The sequence below is a fragment of the Pseudoalteromonas sp. 3D05 genome, from assembly GCF_002723455.1.
Classification (GTDB): Bacteria; Pseudomonadota; Gammaproteobacteria; order Enterobacterales; family Alteromonadaceae; genus Pseudoalteromonas.
The window spans coordinates 76667-95604 of the sequence record NZ_PDUS01000014.1 but is presented as its reverse complement, the minus strand read 5'-3'; the positions used below and the strand labels follow the sequence as shown (position 1 = coordinate 95604).

The following is an 18938-nucleotide window of genomic DNA, read 5'->3' as shown; positions in this document are numbered from 1 at the left end:
CGTGGCAGAACAGTTTGATGTTGTAATTATCGGTGGCGGCTTAGCAGGGGCAAGTTGTGCGTTAAGCCTTGCAAGTTATGCACCCGATTTAACCATCGCGGTTATTGAAGCCAATCAACCCAGTGGTGACTATCACCCTAGTTTTGATGATCGCAGTATTGCACTTGCCCAGCAGTCGGTGCAATTTTTACAAACTGCCAATATATTTGACCCACAAGCTTCGTTTGCAGCTGCAATTAAACAAGTTAGTGTGTCAGATCGCGGCCATTTTGGAAAAACGCATATTGATTGCAATGAATTTGCACAAAATGCTTTAGGTTATGTGGTTGAGGTTAATCCATTTGGGCGCTCTTTACATAGTCAATTAATGAATACCCCAGTTAAAGTGTTTTGTCCCGATACCGTTGCAAGCTTAAATTATCAAGTAGACTCAGCACAGTTAATACTCGAGTCCGGAGCTGAGCTAAACGCAAAACTTGTGATCATTGCAGACGGTGCACAGTCACCAACACGTCAGTTAGCCAATATAAACTTTAACACTAAAGCATATTCACAAGGTGCGATCATTGCGAACATTGAGGTGGCTGGTGGTCACCACAATCACGCGTTTGAACGCTTCACTGAGCACGGACCTATGGCATTACTGCCGATGAGTAATAACCGTTACTCGTTAGTCTGGTGTATGGAACCTGAGCAAATAAAGCAACACATGGTGCTTGATGACGATGCATTTATTAGTGCGCTGCAAAATGATTTTGGCTATCGCGCAGGGCAATTTACTAAAGTTGGCGTGCGTGCTAGTTACCCACTAGTTTATGGACGTGCAGATTCTCTTTTTAGCCATCGTACAGTATTAATTGGCAATGCAGGACACGCCATTCACCCAATAGCAGGGCAGGGCTTTAATTTAGGACTGCGGGATGTACAGCTATTATGTGAACTTGCCAGTAGCGAGCATGCAATGGGCAGTTACGCATTTGTGAGTGAGTATGCCAAGCAACGCAGCCACGATATTAATACCGTCATGACGCTTACAGACGGGTTGGTCAGGTTATTTTCAAATAAATCTCGAATTCTTGCATTTGGCCGAAGTTGTGGCTTATTCACCATGGATTTATGTTCATCATTAAAAACACCACTAGCAAAGCAGTTAATGGGACAAGTAACACAAGGTAAACGACTATGAAGCAAGCACAAGTGTGCATAGTGGGTGGTGGTTGCGTAGGATTGACGCTGGCACTGGGTTTAGCTAAAGCGAATATTAGCGTTGTTGTTGTTGATGCAGCAGCTAAACAGGCCCTTCCTGGTGAAGACTTTGGGTTACGCGTAAGTGCACTTAGCCTTGCAAGTCAGGCATTATTTGAATCCCTTAATGTGTGGCCAGAAATTGTTGCTCAACGCGCGCGAGCGTATACACACATGGATGTTCGCGACCAAGATAGCTTTGGTAAAATCGCATTTAATAGCGACGAGCTTGATTTACCTCAACTAGGCCATATCGTTGAAAATGACATTATCCGTTATGCTTTAATTAATGAGTTAGAACAGCAAAGCCAAGCAACATTATTATTTGATACGCGGTACCAGCAAATTCACCAAAGTGATAACGATGTATTTGTTACTCTTGAATCAGGTGAACCCATAATCGCTAAGCTTTTAGTGGCAGCTGATGGCGCAAATTCAGCTATTCGTAAACAGTTTAATTTACCAATCACGTTTAAAGACTATGATCATAATGCGCTTGTTGCCACGGTGAAAACGGCACAGCCACATGACAATACCGCACGCCAAGTGTTTTTACCTACTGGGCCATTGGCCTTTTTACCTTTACCAGAGGCCAACACTCACTCTATTGTATGGTCAACCAGCCCTGCACATTGCGACACATTGTTAACTTTATCTGATAATGACTTTAATAAAGCAGTGATGGCTGCGCTCGATGGACAATGCGGTTTATGTGAAGTGCAAAGCCAGCGAGTCGCATTTCCACTTAAAATGCGTTACGCACAGCAGTGGGTTACAGGCAAAGTGGTATTGATTGGTGATGCTGCCCATACGATACACCCATTAGCAGGCCTAGGCATGAACTTAGGCCTTAAAGATGCTGCTTATTTAATTGAGTTGTTAAGCAATGAGTCTAATGGGTTTGCCGATGAGCGCACATTGCGTGATTATGAGCGCACCCGTAAGCTTGATGCACAAAAGCACATTGCCATGATGCAAGGTTTAAAAGAACTGTTTGAAGGGACGCACCCGTTGAAAAAATTAGTTCGAGGGCTCGGGTTAAGTATGGTTGATAACTTAGGACCAATAAAACATCTTTTCGCGAAACAAGCGATCGGGAAATAGCTAATCGCTCTATAATATACTGATTTATATAACTAAACCCTTTAAGGGTTTAGTTTTACATCAGACTGGTAAATTCGTAGGTCAATAAGAGGCAGGGCACAATCTTCACGGCTTGTACTCACCCCCTTATCGAGATCTGTAGAATTATCATAATTGAACAACTCTTTAAAATACACTTTCGTGAACTGTCTGCTTAATACCTGTGCTTTGTAATTGTATATATGTGTGGAATAACTATAAGCAATAGACTCTGCATGCTTAACAGCTACGGGTCTAACCTCAAAAGATGAACGAATACTGAGATAAAGTTGACAGGGTAAATAAAGTTCACTGGTGGTCATACTAACGATTTTTTTCTTAGTCGTTTTCTGTACTCACTCGGTGTTGCGTCTTTTAGCATTAAAAAACGCCGATTAAAGTTTGAAATGTTTTTAAACCCACATTGATCGCTAATTGCAGTGATTGACCGGTTAGTATTGATTAATTCTTTACATGCATGGCCAATTCTTAATTGGTTAATAAACTCGGTTAATGTGCGTTCCATTCGCTTTTTAAAAAAGCGATGAAAGTGGTTGGTGCTCATATGCGCCATAATAGCCAACTGCTCGGCGCTTAATGCGTCAGTATAATGTTGGTAAATATAATCTATTACTTTATCAAATTTATCATGGGCTTGATGGGTAATTGTTGACACACTAAATGTTGAACTCGATAACATTCTTGTTGTGCGTTCTTTGCTCATTTCTCTTAATAATGCAAGTAACCCTAAATATTGTTCAAAAGGTTCACTGGCCTCTATTTTTTCAAAATATTGCTTGGCAATAACCGCTGTTTGCCTTGAGAATTTTACTCCTCTTTGCGAGGCAATCAATAGTGCTTCTAAAACAGCTAATTCAGGGTGGTTAGTAACATGTTGGCTAAGCCACTTTTTTGGTATTTGTGCCACATGTACAATTTGAACACTGTTATCTGAGTTGGGGGATGATTGCCAAGTATGCGGTAAATCAGGACCTAAAATGACTAAATCAAGGTCACCATAAGGCGCAATATAATCACCGATATGGCAAACGCCTTGGCTATTAAGAGTTAAACATATTTCAAACTCAGGATGGTAGTGCCAATTAAAAGGGATGTAATCTAAAGTATACTTACAATATCGCCATGATGAGTTGTTGTTTGGAATGACTTTTTCACACATTGCCCGCATAACTTACTTCCTTGGGTTATTACTTAGCCTCTATTTGAACAACTTATACTATTAGAAGTGATACTAAACTATTCACATTTAGTATTAACCTATCATTATGCCTTTTGGTTTATAGCTTTTTAGTGTGATTTTTCAACATCCCTGCAAATTATCCGATCGAAAAGTATCATAATTGATGAGAATTGTACCTTTTAGTGCGTAATTTGCGCGGTAATCTAAGTGCGCTATTAAAACAATAAATAGGGGACTAGGAATGAAAAGTATAAACAACAATGCACCACTCAAATTGTCAACATTGGCGATATGTATCTCAGCACTATATGTAAGTCCAATGGCACTCGCCTCGGGTCAAAGTCAAGTCGACACTGATATAGAAACCATTGAAGTACGAGGTATTCGTCGCTCACTTGAGGCATCTATGAATACTAAACGCTTTGCTGATGGCGTTGTCGATGCTATTACCGCAGAAGACATTGGTAAGTTTCCAGATAAAAATATTGGTGATGCGCTGCAGCGGATCTCAGGGGTAACAGTTGACCGCCAATACGGTGAAGTAAACGGTGTAACTATTCGTGGTACAGCACCAGAGCAATCAAGGGTGTTACTAAATGGGCAAACGGTTGCTAGTACTTCATGGTATGACTTAGGCCCAGCAACACGTACTTTTAACATGGAGTTGTTATCTGCTGAGCAAGTCTCGGGTGTCGAAGTATATAAAACGCCGGAGGCAAATATTGAAGAAGGCGCACTTGGTGGCACGGTTAATTTAACTACACGTAAGCCATTGGACCTCGACGCCAATACTTTTATGGTATCAGCAGAGCTGGCACAAAGCTCGCTCTATGACGAAACCGATCCGGGTGCATCTTTTCTTGCTAGTTGGAAAGATGAAAACGAAAAGTTTGGTATTTTAGCTGCTTACTCGTATGAACAATTAACATCTGGACGTCATGTACTTGAGTCGATAGGTGGCTACTATGAATATTTTGCGGAAGATCAAGCTACAGGACAAGAGTCGACAGTAGGCGCATGGAGTATCGGCTCACAAGCATTTAAATCGGAGCGTGAACGTACCAGTGCACAGTTAACCGCACAGTTTGCTCCTACAGATAACACCGAGTTCGTACTTGATTACTTTCGTTTCGAATTTGATAACCCCCATGTAAACCATAACTTTCTAACCGTTGGCGCTCGCGGTGCAGGCTCAACCAATGTAACTAATAATGCTTTAGGTGGTACAGAGCAAGCTACAATCACGCCTGCTTATGCCTCGATTATTTACAACCCTGTGGTACGTAATGCAGTAAATATGAAAGCTGATGTACTCAACTTATCGGGTAAATACCAGGGTGATGGTTTTGAATTAAGTGGTGTGGTTGGTAAGTCAACCTCTGATGGTGGTACGCAATTTGGTGCATCTTCATGGTGGATCCCTGCTTCTGATGACGGTGGTAAAATCGGCGACCCGGCATTTCCTAACGGCCAAAGCAGTACCGATGGCGGTTTTACTTACGATGCTACAGGCCCTTACCAAGTGTGGTTAACATCACTTGATGCTACCGATGCAACACAGTTTAAACATGCTCAAGAAGCGAATTTTGATACCACAGTGCAAGAGCATAATGTGAGCTATGCACAAGTAGATTTAAAGTTTGACCTTGACGGTGATATTTTTACTGCGATTGAAACAGGCGTTAAATTTAATAGTAGTGAGTTCTCTCGTGTTGCTTTTAATCGTAACCCGGATGAAATTCTTGGTTTTGTGCCAGATGGTAATTTATCAAACTGGAGTGATGGCGTGCTAAGCGGCCTGCATTCGCAAAGCTCTGGTCATACGCTTGATGCATATGCCTCACTTGATACAGATAAATGGTGGGATTTTATCAGTGGTAAATATGCTGCGGGCGAACTAACCGAAGTGGCAAACTTAGGTAATACATTTTCGGTAGATGAAGATATTATTGCCATTTACGCTAAAGCTGACTTTAGTGGTGAAAACTACCGCGGTAATGTTGGCCTGCGCTATGTAGAAACCGAGCAAACCTCGAGTGGTTATGCCGACGGTGCAGTTTATAACGAGACTGTTGATTACAATAATTTATTGCCAAGCATTAACTTTGCGTATGATTTATCGGATGACATAATTTTACGTGCCGCAGCATCGCAAGTGATGTCGCGTGCAAATTACAGTGATTTAAAACCAGGTTTAGCAATTAACGCAAATTTTGGCAGTGCTACAGGGGGGAATCCGGATCTTAAGCCATACGAAGCGAATCAGGCTGACCTTGGCATTGAGTACTATTTCACAAGCGCATCTATGGCATCAGCAGCTATTTTCACGAAACAAATTGACAACGTTGTCTTTTCGACTGAAGCGGTTGAATTTGTTGATGGCTGTGGGGCAAGTCCGGATTTGTATGAACAATGCCGTGTTACGCGTCCGCGCAGTAATGGCGAAGGGTCGGTAAATGGTCTTGAGTTGCAACTACAACATACCTTTGATAATGGCTTTGGCGTGGTCACAAACTACACTTATGTAGACAGTGAAACAACAACATCAGATGGCGCAAAAGAAATGGTGCCAGGTGTTTCTGAAAACAGTTTTAATGCTTCACTGTTCTTCGAGAACGATATTTTCAGTACTCGATTAGCTTATAACTGGCGTAGTGAATGGATTGGTGTGGGAGCAGCGCAAGCAGTTAAAAACGATGATTACCAGCAAATAGATGCCTCAATTATTTGGCATGCGATGGAAAATCTAGATGTTAGCCTCGAAGGCGTCAACTTAACTAACGAAGTCGTGCAATCGTATGATACTAACTTTGCCCTGACGCAAAATACCATTGAGTTTGGCTCACGTTATTACCTTGGCGTTAGCTATAAATTTTGATGGAGATAGGCCGCCAAATGGCGGCCTTTTTTAGTTATGGCTAATATAAATAAAGTAGTAATTTTAGGCGGTGGTAGTGCGGGTTGGATGTGCGCAGCCTACCTATCTAAACATCACCCTGAATTGGCAATTAGTTTAATCGAATCAAGCAAAATTGGCAGTATCGGTGTGGGTGAAGGCTCAACGCCACATTTAAAAGTTTTTATGGATTCACTTGGCATTAGTGAGCAGCAATGGATGCCCTTATGCGATGCAAGTTACAAAGCGGGAATTTATTTTAATAATTGGAATGGTGATAAGCGCGGATACTTTCACCCATTTTATAGCGAAATGGACGAAAAAACGGCTGAGGTGTATTTTGTTAATGCCAACGCCCGAAGGCGCGGTAATGGTGATTGGCAAGCCCCTGATGAGTATTTTTTAACTGGTCATATAGCAAAACGCAATCTAAGCCCTAAAGTACATACAGCGATGCTTAAAGAGCAAACTTATGGATATCATTTTGATGCCTTAAAGTTAGCGGGTGTGTTGAAAGTCTATGCACAAAAAAAAGCTGTTAAACACATCGATGGTGAGTTTAGCCAAGCACAGTTAGATAAAAGTGGCAGTATTACCGAGATAGCGCTTATTGATGGTCGACGCGTTAGCGGCGATTTCTTTATAGATGCCAGTGGCTTTAATGCATTATTAATTGAACAAACCTTAAAAACCCCATTTCACTCATTTTCGAGTGAACTACTTAACGACAGTGCAGTCGCTGTAGCAACACCAATCTGCACAGGTGGAGTGCTTCCATGTGCAACTCAATCAACCGCTCTAAGTGCCGGATGGTATTGGCAAATACCATTAACAAGTCGTACTGGTAACGGCTATGTATATAGTGCAAAGCATATCAGCCCAGAGCAGGCCCAACTTGAACTTGCCGAGCAGTTAAAGATAAATCCACAAACAAGCTCATTTAAACATTTAACGATGAAAGTGGGTTGTATGCAGTCTGCATGGCAAAAAAATGTCATGGCAATAGGATTGGCACAGAGCTTTATAGAACCATTGGAGGCTACATCTTTAATGGTTACTCAGCATAGCATAAAGTTATTTAGCCAAGCTTTAATAAAGCTACAAAACAACGAGCAGTCATTAAAAGTAGCCCAAGATGTTAACCAACAACTTCATGAACTGGTGTATGGAATTAAAGATTATGTGGTTGCGCACTATGCAACAAGCTTACGTACAGATACTGAATATTGGCTTAGCGCAAAGCAATTACCTTACAGCTCCCACCCTTTAAAGCCTTTATTGCAGGCGTGGCTCAATGGCGATGATTTTGATGCGTACTTGTCAAAGTATTCTCAAAAACAGGTTTATTTTAGGCCCAGTTGGTATTGCTTGCTCGGTGGTATGGACTACAAAAGCTCGCAGTGCCAGCAGGTATTTGAGCCCGCCTCTGAGGCAATTTGTTACGGCGCAAGAATGTATTTAAATGAACTATGTAATAAGCATTGTGAGCCACATTCTGAGCAACTTAGTGCGATGAAAGCTGCTATGAAGTGAGTTGAAAAGTATCAGCAAGGCATAGAAGAGTGCCGCATATCTCATTTTATAGTGGCAGACTTAGCTAATTAAGAGTGGTGATTAATAATCCCTTGAATCATTTTGTTTGTATGCCCACGAACAGATGGTAATCACCACTCTTCTTATTTTTAGAACAAGACTTTCAGGTAGAACAATGATGAAAAAAAATTATTTGATAGTGTTATTAGTACTGGTTACCTTTTTTGTTATTTCATTTATAACGAACTTATTAGCGCCGATATTCCCGGCTCTGATCCAAAGCTATAATATTGGCTTAACCCTTGCCGGTTTTTTCCCGTTTGCATTTTTTATTGCCTATGGAGTGATGTCGATTCCGGCGGGGTTATTAGTGCAAAGCTTAGGTGAAAAAAAGGTTATGCTTATCGCGTTCTCACTGGCGTTATTTGGCAGTGTATTATTTGTTAGCCTACCCACCTTTGCTGTTGCAATGTCAGCATTATTTTTAATCGGTACCGCGATGGCGCTGCTGCAGGTGGCAATTAACCCGTTACTTAGAGCCAGTGGTGGCTCTAAACATTTTGCGGTTTTTTCTGTCGCAGCGCAGTTAATGTTTGGTGGTGCTGCGACCTTATCACCGCTGGTATATAGCGCGATTGTTAAAGCTGATTCACAAGCACAGAGTCAAAATTGGTTATTTCAATGGGTACCCGCCGATATGACTTGGCTAAATATGTACTTATTATTTGCTATTTTATGCACCGTGATGCTGGTCGTTATTAGCGTATTACCCATAAAGCACAATGCGCAAACAGAAAAATCGCAACAAGGCAGTATCAAGCAAAGCTTGCAATTATTTAAAGAGCCCATTGTGATCAAGTTCTTTTTTGCCATCGTGGCTTATGTGGCACTTGAGCAAGGAGTGGCTAATTCAATCTCAGTATTTTTACAAACTTATCATCAACTTGACCCAAATACAGTCGGAGCCCAAGTAGTCAGTCGATTTTGGCTATCTCTGACACTAGGCTGCCTATTAGGCATTGTGCTGTTAAAACTGTTTGATGCTAAACATGTGTTACTTACATTCAGCGTGGGTGCAATTGTAAGTCTGTTCACCGCCTTATTTGCGCACACTGAGCTGGCATTATGGGCGTTTCCTGCGGTTGGGTTTTTCTTGTCAATTATGTGGTCGGTAATATTTTCGTTAGCATTAAACTCGATTGTAAAAGGGCATGGCGCTGTTTCTGGCATTTTATGCACGGGGATTGTTGGCGGCGCATTTGCCTCGCCCATTATTGGTGCGATGAGTGAGCTTACAGGTAGCCTACAGCTGTCACTTTTACTGCTGTTAATACCGCTTGGTTATATTTTTAGTGTTGGGATTTGGGCTAACCCACTAATCGCTAATCACACGCTTAAAAGTAACCTGCAAACAGCAAAGCTTGCCCAAAGTAACTAATGAAAAAAGAGGATGTAATGTCACAAACTTTATTATGTGTTGATCTTGGTGGCACCAAAGCCTTGGTAGCAAAAGTCACCGCAAATGGTGTAATAGAAAAGCGCTACTTTGATGTAGATGGCTCTGCAAGTAAGCAACAAACAAACGACTTTTTATGTCAAATTATCACGCAAGTGGTTGATGATAGTTGTATTGGTATCGTCGTAGGTGTACCAAGTATGGTGCTGATGGAAACTGGCGAAGTAATCGAAACGGTCAATATCCCTAACTGGAAGAATGTGCAGTTAAAGCAGCTATTAAGTACACACTTTAATTTGCCCGTAAGGGTACATAACGATGCCAATTGTTTTGCTATGGGAGAATTTACTCAAGGTAATTTCAAATCAGATACGAATCTAATTGGTATTTGCTTAGGTACGGGACTTGGCGCAGGGTTGGTGTTAAATGGTCAGCTATACACCGGCAAACATTCTGCCGCTGGCGAGTTTGGTAGTTTTAGCTGTCAACAAGGTATTATTGAACACTTTACCTCTGGGCAGTTTTTCATTAATAAAGGCACAACAGGCAAACAAACTTACCAAGACGCTCTTGATAGTGATGTAGATGCGTTGCAGCTATTCAATGAATTTGGTGTGCACTTAGCTAATGCAATAAGCCATGTAGTTTTGGCGTTTGACCCAGATGTTATTGTACTGGGTGGTTCGGTTGCTCAATCATCGACTTTCTTTTTGCCAAGTTTACATGCCCAGCTAACTAAATTAGTTAATCCCGTTATTTTACAATCTTTAGATATTCGAATTAGTGAGCTCGGTGACGACGCGCCATTATTTGGCAGTCATGCGTTATTTATAAACGACATGGCTTATGAACAATCATTGGGAGCTAATTATGCCTAGAACTATATTATTGCTGCTAGCTATGTGCTCTGCTACAGCTTTTGCTAAACCACCCTCGCAGGTTGAGTTAGATACTCTAGCGCAGCATTTATCGGTAAAATATGAGTTACTTTCGGCAAAGCCCAAGGCTTGCCCTGCACCGCATCAAACACAGTGTTACTTATCGCGTTTAACTTTTAACACACCTTTTGATGTAGATAGTCGTCAATGGTCAATTTATTTTAGTCAGCTAATGCCAATTTATAACGCTGACTCTTCGCAGTTTACTATTACGCATATCAATGGTGATTTACATCAAGTTAATCCCACAGTGGCTTTTACAGGCTTTAAAGCAAATACGCCACTAAGTATTGAGTTTTACACCCAAGAATCGCAAATTACTCGCTCAGAATTTATGCCTAATTACATGTTGGCAAGTAAAGGTTTAACAAGCCGAATTATTAGCAGTACTAAAACGACAATTGACGCTGAGACTAAGCTTGAGCTACAACCTTATTTAGCGCCATTTTTAACACTCGAACAATTACACACGAGTAAAGATGATGCGACCCCATGGATGGGAGCTGAGTATTTGTATAAAAATGAGACTCGCCCCACCTTTAATAAGGCACCGCTGAGTTTGATCCCAAAACCGGTAGATTTAACTTTATTATCGGGTGAGATGGTCGATTTAAGTCAAGGCTTAAACTTACAGCTAGATGATACTAATCGTGCACAGCTAAGCTCGGTGCTTGCAAGGCTAGCAAGTTTTGGTATTGAGCAGCATAGTCAAGGGATTGCAACTACGATTAAGTTAGATTTAGATGCTGATAACCCAGAAGCCTACACCTTAAAAGTGCAGCATGATCAAATAACGATCAACGCAAAGACCATGGCAGGGGGATTCTATGCGTTACAAAGCATTGCAGGATTAGTCAGCCTTGATAATTTAACCATACCAGCGCTCAACATTACCGATGCGCCGCGCTATGCATTTAGAGGAATGCACATTGATGTAGCCCGCAACTTTCGTTCTAAAGAATTTATTTTAAATACCATTGAGCAAATGGCTGCCTACAAACTTAATAAGCTGCATCTGCATTTAGCGGATGACGAAGGTTGGCGATTAGCTATAAAGGATTTACCCGAGCTCACAGATATTGGCGCTAAGCGTTGTTTAGATTTAACTGAGCAAACGTGTTTATTACCGCAACTAGGTGCAGGGCTGGATAGCTCATCGATGGTAAATGGCTATTACAGCCAAGCTGATTACATTGATATTTTAAAATATGCCCAAGCACACTTTATTGAAGTGATCCCATCACTTGATATGCCAGGGCATTCACGCGCGGCAATTGTCGCAATGGAAGCGAGATTTAACCGTTTAATGGCACAAGATAAACATACTGAGGCACTCCAATACCGTTTAGTTGAACCCGCTGATAAGACTCAGTACAGCTCAATCCAGCATTATAGCGATAACACTTTAAATGTGTGTTTAGACTCTACTTATGAATTTATAGATAAAGTACTTGATGAAGTAAATGCATTACATATTAAAGCAGGCGTGCCGTTTAAAACCTACCACATTGGCGCAGATGAAACGGCCGGAGCTTGGGTTGATTCGCCTAGCTGTAAAGCGTTAAAAGCCCAACAGCCAGCTCTGCACTCATTTAATGGCTACTTCATTGAAAAAGTGAGTAGCCTAGTTGCCAGTAAAGGTTTAAAAGTAGCTGGTTGGAGTGATGGCATGAGCGATGTGAACATTGCGAAGATGCCTAACAATGTTCAATCGAATGCGTGGGCAACGCTAAGCGAAGGCGGCCATGAGGTTGCGCATCGTCATGCTAATCAAGGTTGGGATGTGGTGCTATCAAGCCCAGATGTTACTTACTTTGATTTTCCGTATCAGTCGCATCCACAAGAGCGGGGTAACCACTGGGCGAGTCGCGCGATTGATAGTAAAAAAGTGTTTGAGTTTATGCCGGATAACTTGCCTGCGCATGCTGAAATATGGCAGTCAGTAAAATCACAGAACTACAGTGCTGATGATCGTCAAAGTATGCGAACTAAATCATTTTATGGCTTACAAGGACATTTATGGTCAGAGCTACTGCGCAGTGATACACAGACAGAATACATGTTATATCCGCGCTTATTAGCATTGGCAGAGCGAGCATGGCACAAAGCACCATGGGAGCTTGAATATAATAAAAAGGGTGTTAAGTATGATCAAAATAGCGAGCATTTTAATACAAACCTTAAACAACAAGCAGAAGCCGATTGGCAGCGTTTTGCGGCGTTGGTTGGCTTTAAAGAGTTTGCAAAATTAGAGCAAGCAGGGCGATTTTATCGTTTACCTAGCGTAGCGGCTCGTTATATTAATAATAGTGTCGATGCATTTACACCCTATCCTGGGCTGGCTATTGAGTATCAAGATAGTGATGGTAAGTGGCTTAAGTATGAATTCGATAGCAAGCCAGTATCAGCGCAGCAGATACGTGTCATATCAATTAATGGTGAGCGTAAAGGACGAGCATTAGAGTTATAATAAAAATGCTTTTAGTACTTTTATTTTGGGCATTTAAATATTTGAAGTATAAGGCTCTAAAGTAATGCTTGTGGGCTTGGTGGTATTAATTTTTACGCAACACTCAATATTTATTTTAGACTTAGAATTTATGAGCTATGGTCCATATTATTGAAATTATATTACTGGCCTTGTTTAAGTATCATTGCGAAGCTATTTAACACAAACAAAAAAACCGTGTTTGAATTAACAAACACGGTTTTTATAATTTTTAGCCTTTAGCCTTTAGCCTTTAGCCTTTAGCCTTTAGCCTTTAGCCTAGAAAGCGTAGCTGTAACCTAGTTGTAGGGTACGAGGTTTACCAGGTTGAATACCGCCATTTGCGCGGTTAGCAACGTAGGTTTTATCAAACAGGTTATCCACTGTTAGGTATACTTTTTGATTGTCATCAATTAAGTATTTAGCGGCTAAATCCCACACTACGCGACTGTCGATAGCATTAAGGCCATCTGTAGATAAGTCAGCGTGAGCATCTGATACGTAACGCACTTGCGTGTCAAACACAAAACTTGAAAGCTGCGCACCCATAGATAAGGCAAGTTGGTTTTCAGGAACGTAAGGCATAGCGTCGCCTTTACTTACAGACCCCCAAATGTCTGACTCAAATTCATTTTTAAATTGAGAGTCAGTGTATGTGTAAGTCAAACGCACTGGGAATGACGCACTGTTAGTAGCGAAAACGCGACCAGCAGAGAATTCAAAACCTGATACTTCTACTTCACCGTAGTTGTATTGATCGCCAATGTTATCATCGTTACAACCCACAGACGCCGTACAGTTGCCGTGCATGTTGTCGTAATCAGAGAAGAACGCAATAACTTCACCGTCAAAGCCCGCGACGTTATAACGACCACCAAACTCAATATTTAAGCTTTCTTCTTCTTCTTGATCGGCATTACCAGGGGCTGCAGGTGCATAACCTTGTTGAATACCGGCAAGTAGCGTTAGGCTATCGTTTACAGTATAAGTTGCACCGAGTGACGGGATTAAGATTTGCGTATCGTTAGAGATGTCTTTTTTAAGAGCACCCTCACGCTTTGGATCTGTTTTTTCCCATTCTTGGCGGTTAATAGTGATATCTTCATAGCGAAGGCCTGCACTAACCATTAATGCATCCATAGTCCATTCGTCATGAACAAATAACGTTGTTGCTTCAGCGCTATCAATACGGTTGCTGTTAGAACCTGGTAAGCCTTTGCTTGTCAGGGTCATAGATAGATCTTGGTTAAGCGTGTACTTGTCTTCCCATTGGAAACGGTCCATTTCGTCTTCATGGTAGCGTACACCAACCGTTAGGTAGTGGTTGCCAGCTGGAATGTGCAGCTCAGACTGAATGCCTTTTGCTTTGTAGTCGCGGTTATTGGCTTTAATACCAATGCCTTCAATACCTTCGCTTGTTGGGTTTGCTTCAAACTCGCTGTACTGTTGTAAGTAGCTTTCGCTTACTTTACTTGCTTTGTACCAGTTACGATGAAAGTCGTTTAAATATGCTGTTGCAAGAAACTCATAGCCATCACCAAAACGGTATGCATAGTTTAATTGATATGCGTTGTGCTGTGTGTTCATTACATCATTTTGCGAAGCCGCATAACGACGATATGGAGATTCATCGTAATCAGCTTGTGTTAAACCCATGTAAGTTTCATCAGATGTTTCGTCTGAGTATTTAACTTTCATTTCAAGGTTATGTGCTTCGTTTTCACCAAAGTCAAAACCAAACTTTACTAAAAAGTCGTTTTTTTCAAAACCAGTATTGTCGCTGCCTACAGGTAAATCTTTAAAGCCATCAGCGCCGTAAGTAAATACTTCAACCAAACCTGCGGCATTGTTTTTCTTTTTACCAAAGTAAGCGTGGCCTTTATAAAAACCGTCTGAACCAAGTTCAGCATTAACTAAGCCTGTTGAGCCTTCAGTGGGTAAGCTACGCGATACTAAGTTTAATACACCACCTGTTGTACGTGGGCCATACTTAACCGATGCCGCGCCTTTTAAAATTTCAACTGATTCCATACGACCCATTGTTGGGAAGTAGTATGCCGAAGGTGCTGAGTAAGGAGCTGGCGCTGCAAGTACACCATCTTCCATTACTGAGATTTTATCATTACGACCAGTACCTGTACCGCGCATACCAATATTAGGGCGAAGGCCATAGCCATCTTCTTCTTGGACATACACACCCGGTACAGAACTTAATACACGTGAAATATCTGTGTATTCAAATTTCTCTAGTTCTTCGTCACTAATAAAAGTAGCTGAGCCAGGAATGTCATTAATGGCCGCTTGTGAGCCAATTACGGTAATTTGCTCAAAGTTTTTTTCTTCATTAGTTGCATCTTTTGCAAACGCATTGGCACTTAATGATAAAGCGATAGCCGTCGAAAGTGTTGAAACAATAAACTTAGGTGTCATTGTGCTTCCTATTTGGGTTCGATTTTGATTCTAATTTAAACTGGCGCAATTTAAACATGTAAAATAATACGAATCAATCCTATTTGTGATAATGATAGCGTTAACTGGTTGTTTATTGTACATGACGCTCAAGAAACGCCCGTTTGGATAATGGAAACAAATGATTTGAGTGTATGTAAGGCGAGTAAATAACCCTAAGTTAAACGTAGTGCAATAAACTCGGCGAGTTTATCGGCCGCGTTATCAGGCTGATCAGCGCGTTTAATTAAGCTAATACCAATTTGCCCAAGTTCAGGTAGGTGTTTTGTTTGTAATTGATAGTTAAGCTCATTTGGTACAGTACTTTTTGCCAGTACGGTAATGCCAAGCCCTTCTTTTAATGCCGCTGTTAGGCCTGTTAAATCGGCATTACTGTAGGCAATTCGGTAATTTATACCAGCTTGTTTTAAGGCTTCAATGGCGCGGCGGCGATAGATACAGCCTTCTGGCGCGGTTACTAATGTCACTACTTCGTTTTGCACTAATGATAAATCGCCAACCCACACAAGTTGGTCTTGCATAAAAACGGGGAACTTTTCAGAGTTTAAATCTTCATTTAATGCCAACACTAAATCAAATTGATCCTCTCGCGACACGGAAAGTAAATGTTTACTTAAACGTGATTTAACCTCTAACGATACATCGGGATATAGCGCTATAAAATCGCCAATGATAGAGGGCAATATACGCGCAGCAAATTCGCTGGGAATACCTAATCTGACTTTGCCAGTAACGTTTTCTTTGGTAAACAACTGTAAGATACTGTCGTTTTGCAATAGCATGTGTTTTGCCATCGGCAATAATAGTTCACCATACTGGTTAAGCACTTGGCGTTGACCTTGCTTTTTAAATAGCTTATGGCCGAGCATGTCCTCGAGGCGTTTAATTTGTAAGCTCACAGCGGGTTGAGAAAGCCCTAATAATTCGCCCGCTTTGGCGAATCCACCTACTTCGACCACGGTAATTAAAGTGCGTAATCCATCTGTTGAAATATTCTTCATATAAAAAAATTCAATTTATAAGGTTAAATACATAATTATTATTTATCAATTGATAAGAAATTACAATTTGTTGTTCACCAGCTCCCACAATATACTTTCTAAACTATAGATTGATAGGTGTCTACAATGACTTTTACTCCAATAATGTTTGCTCGTCACAGCCAACTCGAAGCGCCGCAGAGCAATATGCTACAGGCCGATAGTAATAGTGTGGTCATTGATTTTAGCGGCACTGAAGCAATCCCATTTTTAACGGCTATTTTAGGGTTAGATTTAAATAAACTAACTGCCAGCGGCTTGGGCCTAAAAGGTACGTTAGACGGTGACTTAAATAGCACCTATAGTTTTGCTTTGTATTACTTTAGTGAGACCGCCTTTAGATTTGTTTTGCATAGCGATGCCAGCGCGCAACTTCAGTCGCTTATTTGTGAGCAACAGCTACGTTACGATATTGAATTTGTTGTACGCAGTGATTTAGCTGTATTAACCCTATGCGGTGAGCAAGCGTTTGATACATTGATTGACGCTTTTAAGCTTACCCCTGGTTTACGCTTATCTAACGCGACAAGCTGTTATGGGGCACAAAGTGGCGAGGTATTTATTACCGCCATCGATAAACAATCTCAGCAATATTTTCAGCTGGTGGCTAAAACCCCAGCGCTTGCAAAATGGCAAGCAACACTACAGCAACGCGGGTTTGATTTAACTCTGCCTGAGGTTGCTTAACTAGTTTTTAAAACCCGGTTTTTGAGCCGTGTTTGTAGTAACAAATCGCAATTTGGGTGTCAGTGCAGTACAACTTATGTATAATCGCCGCCCATGTTATTCCCCCTCATTAAATTGAGGCCACGCCCAACATTGGGTTAATTATAAAGTGAAGGAATATTATGACTTCTAAAACAGTTTTACATGCAAAGCACCTTGAAGCTAACGCTAAAATGGTTGATTTCCACGGCTGGGAAATGCCAATCAACTATGGTTCACAAATCGAAGAGCACAACGCAGTGCGCACCGATGCTGGCATGTTTGACGTATCGCACATGACGATTGTGGATGTTAAAGGCGAGCAAGCACAAGCATTCTTACGCAAACTAGTTGCTAACGACGTGGCTAAGTTAACTGTTCCAGGTAAAGCTTTATACACAGGTATGCTTAACGAACAAGGCGGCGTAATCGACGACCTTATCATCTACTTCTTCTCTGAAACGCAATACCGTTTAGTTGTTAACTCAGCAACTCGCGAAAAAGATTTAGCACATATGGCTAAAGTATCAGCCGATTTTGCCGTTGAAGTGACTGAGCGCCCTGAGTTTGCAATGATTGCAGTACAAGGCCCTAATGCTAAAGCAAAAACAGCCACACTTTTAACTGCTGAACAACAAGCTGCTGTTGAAGGTATGAAGCCATTCTTTGGTGTTCAAGTTGGTGATTTATTTATTGCGACAACAGGCTATACTGGCGAAGACGGTTATGAAATTGTAGTACCGAACGATCAAGCTGCTGATCTTTGGCAACAACTGCTAGATGCAGGTGTTAAACCAGCAGGCCTTGGCGCACGTGACACACTACGTTTAGAAGCAGGTATGAACCTTTACGGCCTAGATATGGACGAAAGCGTTTCACCACTTGCAGCAAACATGGCGTGGACCATTGCGTGGGAGCCTGAAGATCGTGACTTTATCGGTCGTGATGTATTAGTTAAGCAACGCGCAGAAAAAAGCACAGACAAACTAGTTGGCCTAGTGCTTGAAGAAAAAGGCGTGTTGCGTAGCGGTTCAAAAGTAATCGTTGAAGGTGGCGAAGGCGTTATTACCTCTGGTACTTTCTCACCTACTCTTGGCTTTAGTGTTGCCCTTGCACGTGTACCACGTTCAACTGGCGAGACAGCTCAAGTAGAAATGCGTAAAAAATTAGTAAACGTAAAAGTAGTTAAACCAAGCTTTGTACGTAACGGTAAGTCTGTACTTTAAAGTATTAATTAAAATTTGGTGTTATCACCCAATATAGAACCAAAGGAACAAACACATGAGCAATATCCCTAGCGAGTTAAAGTATGCCTCTTCACACGAGTGGGTTCGCAACGAAGGTGACGGTACTTTCACTGTAGGTATTTCTGAGCATGCACAAGAGCTTCTTGGCGACATGGTATTTGTTGAATTACCAGAAGTAGGCGACGAAGTAGACGCTGGCGAAGATTGTGCAGTTGCAGAGTCTGTTAAAGCAGCATCAGACATCTACGCACCAATCGGTGGCGAAATCATTGCAATCAATGAAGATCTTGAAGATGCACCAGAAACTGTAAACAACGACGCTTACGGCGACGGTTGGTTATTCCGCATTAAAGCATCTGATGAGTCTGAGCTTGAAAACTTGCTTGACGCTGAAGGCTATGCAAACACTATCGACGAAGACTAATCATTAGTTTTCGCCGTACTAAAAGCCCCGTCATACACAGTACTAACGGGGCTTTTATGATTTTACCGCTTACCTTTCCATACATTGTAAGTCACTAAATCAAAAAGCTTTTAAGTTATTGCTAGTTACCCATTAGTGATAACCATTTATTTTTTGGATCATAGGAATCTGGAC

13 protein-coding genes are annotated in these 18938 nt (G+C 41.4%); 10 read left to right on the top strand and 3 right to left on the bottom strand.

The features are described from left to right. Position 1: 1 nt before the first annotated feature. Complete coding sequence (gene ubiH / locus CSC79_RS14285; protein WP_099296439.1) at positions 2–1186, top strand: 2-octaprenyl-6-methoxyphenyl hydroxylase; 1185 nt, start codon at positions 2–4, stop codon at positions 1184–1186. Then, on the top strand, positions 1183–2349 hold the full coding sequence (locus CSC79_RS14280) for an FAD-dependent monooxygenase (RefSeq protein ID WP_099296438.1): 1167 nt from the start codon (positions 1183–1185) through the stop codon (positions 2347–2349). The genes ubiH and CSC79_RS14280 overlap by 4 nt, the downstream gene beginning before the upstream one ends. 337 nt (positions 2350–2686) lie before the next feature. Here CSC79_RS14280 and CSC79_RS14270 read toward each other — a convergent pair whose 3' ends face one another. After that, positions 2687–3556, bottom strand: coding sequence for an AraC family transcriptional regulator (locus tag CSC79_RS14270; RefSeq protein ID WP_099296436.1), 870 nt, complete (start codon positions 3554–3556; stop codon positions 2687–2689). 253 nt (positions 3557–3809) lie between these two features. Between CSC79_RS14270 and CSC79_RS14265 the strand changes: the two genes are divergently transcribed. The 5 genes from CSC79_RS14265 to CSC79_RS14245 all read left to right on the top strand — a co-directional run bounded on the left by CSC79_RS14265 (position 3810) and on the right by CSC79_RS14245 (position 12861). Then, complete coding sequence (locus CSC79_RS14265) at positions 3810–6446, top strand: TonB-dependent receptor (protein WP_099296435.1); 2637 nt, start codon at positions 3810–3812, stop codon at positions 6444–6446. A gap of 36 nt (positions 6447–6482) precedes the next feature. Then, positions 6483–7997 (top strand): tryptophan halogenase family protein, encoded by a 1515-nt coding sequence (locus tag CSC79_RS14260; protein ID WP_099296434.1) that lies wholly within the window; start codon positions 6483–6485, stop codon positions 7995–7997. A gap of 178 nt (positions 7998–8175) precedes the next feature. Continuing rightward, the gene (locus CSC79_RS14255) at positions 8176–9435 is read left to right on the top strand and encodes an MFS transporter (protein ID WP_099296468.1); all 1260 of its coding nucleotides are present in this window, start codon (positions 8176–8178) and stop codon (positions 9433–9435) included. Positions 9436–9452: 17 nt separating this feature from the next. After that, positions 9453–10331 (top strand): ROK family protein, encoded by an 879-nt coding sequence (locus CSC79_RS14250; RefSeq protein ID WP_180270443.1) that lies wholly within the window; start codon positions 9453–9455, stop codon positions 10329–10331. Further along, on the top strand, positions 10324–12861 hold the full coding sequence (locus CSC79_RS14245; protein ID WP_099296432.1) for a family 20 glycosylhydrolase: 2538 nt from the start codon (positions 10324–10326) through the stop codon (positions 12859–12861). Before CSC79_RS14250 ends, CSC79_RS14245 begins: the two co-directional genes overlap by 8 nt. Positions 12862–13158: 297 nt before the next feature. Here CSC79_RS14245 and CSC79_RS14240 read toward each other — a convergent pair whose 3' ends face one another. Further along, positions 13159–15309: a TonB-dependent receptor gene (locus CSC79_RS14240; protein WP_099296431.1), complete on the bottom strand. Its 2151-nt coding sequence runs from the start codon at positions 15307–15309 to the stop codon at positions 13159–13161. A gap of 194 nt (positions 15310–15503) precedes the next feature. Next, on the bottom strand, positions 15504–16349 hold the full coding sequence (locus CSC79_RS14235) for a LysR family transcriptional regulator (RefSeq protein WP_099296430.1): 846 nt from the start codon (positions 16347–16349) through the stop codon (positions 15504–15506). A gap of 126 nt (positions 16350–16475) precedes the next feature. On the opposite strand from CSC79_RS14235, the gene CSC79_RS14230 reads away from it, so the two are divergent. The 3 genes from CSC79_RS14230 to gcvH all read left to right on the top strand — a co-directional run bounded on the left by CSC79_RS14230 (position 16476) and on the right by gcvH (position 18764). After that, positions 16476–17075 carry a hypothetical protein gene (locus CSC79_RS14230; protein WP_099296429.1) on the top strand — a complete coding sequence of 200 codons (600 nt, stop codon included), beginning with the start codon at positions 16476–16478 and terminating at the stop codon, positions 17073–17075. A 161-nt stretch (positions 17076–17236) separates the two neighbouring features. After that, positions 17237–18319, top strand: coding sequence for a glycine cleavage system aminomethyltransferase GcvT (gcvT, locus tag CSC79_RS14225; RefSeq protein WP_099296428.1), 1083 nt, complete (start codon positions 17237–17239; stop codon positions 18317–18319). A gap of 55 nt (positions 18320–18374) precedes the next feature. Continuing rightward, positions 18375–18764 (top strand): glycine cleavage system protein GcvH, encoded by a 390-nt coding sequence (gene gcvH, locus CSC79_RS14220; RefSeq protein ID WP_099296427.1) that lies wholly within the window; start codon positions 18375–18377, stop codon positions 18762–18764. The last annotated feature ends 174 nt before the right edge of the window (positions 18765–18938 follow it).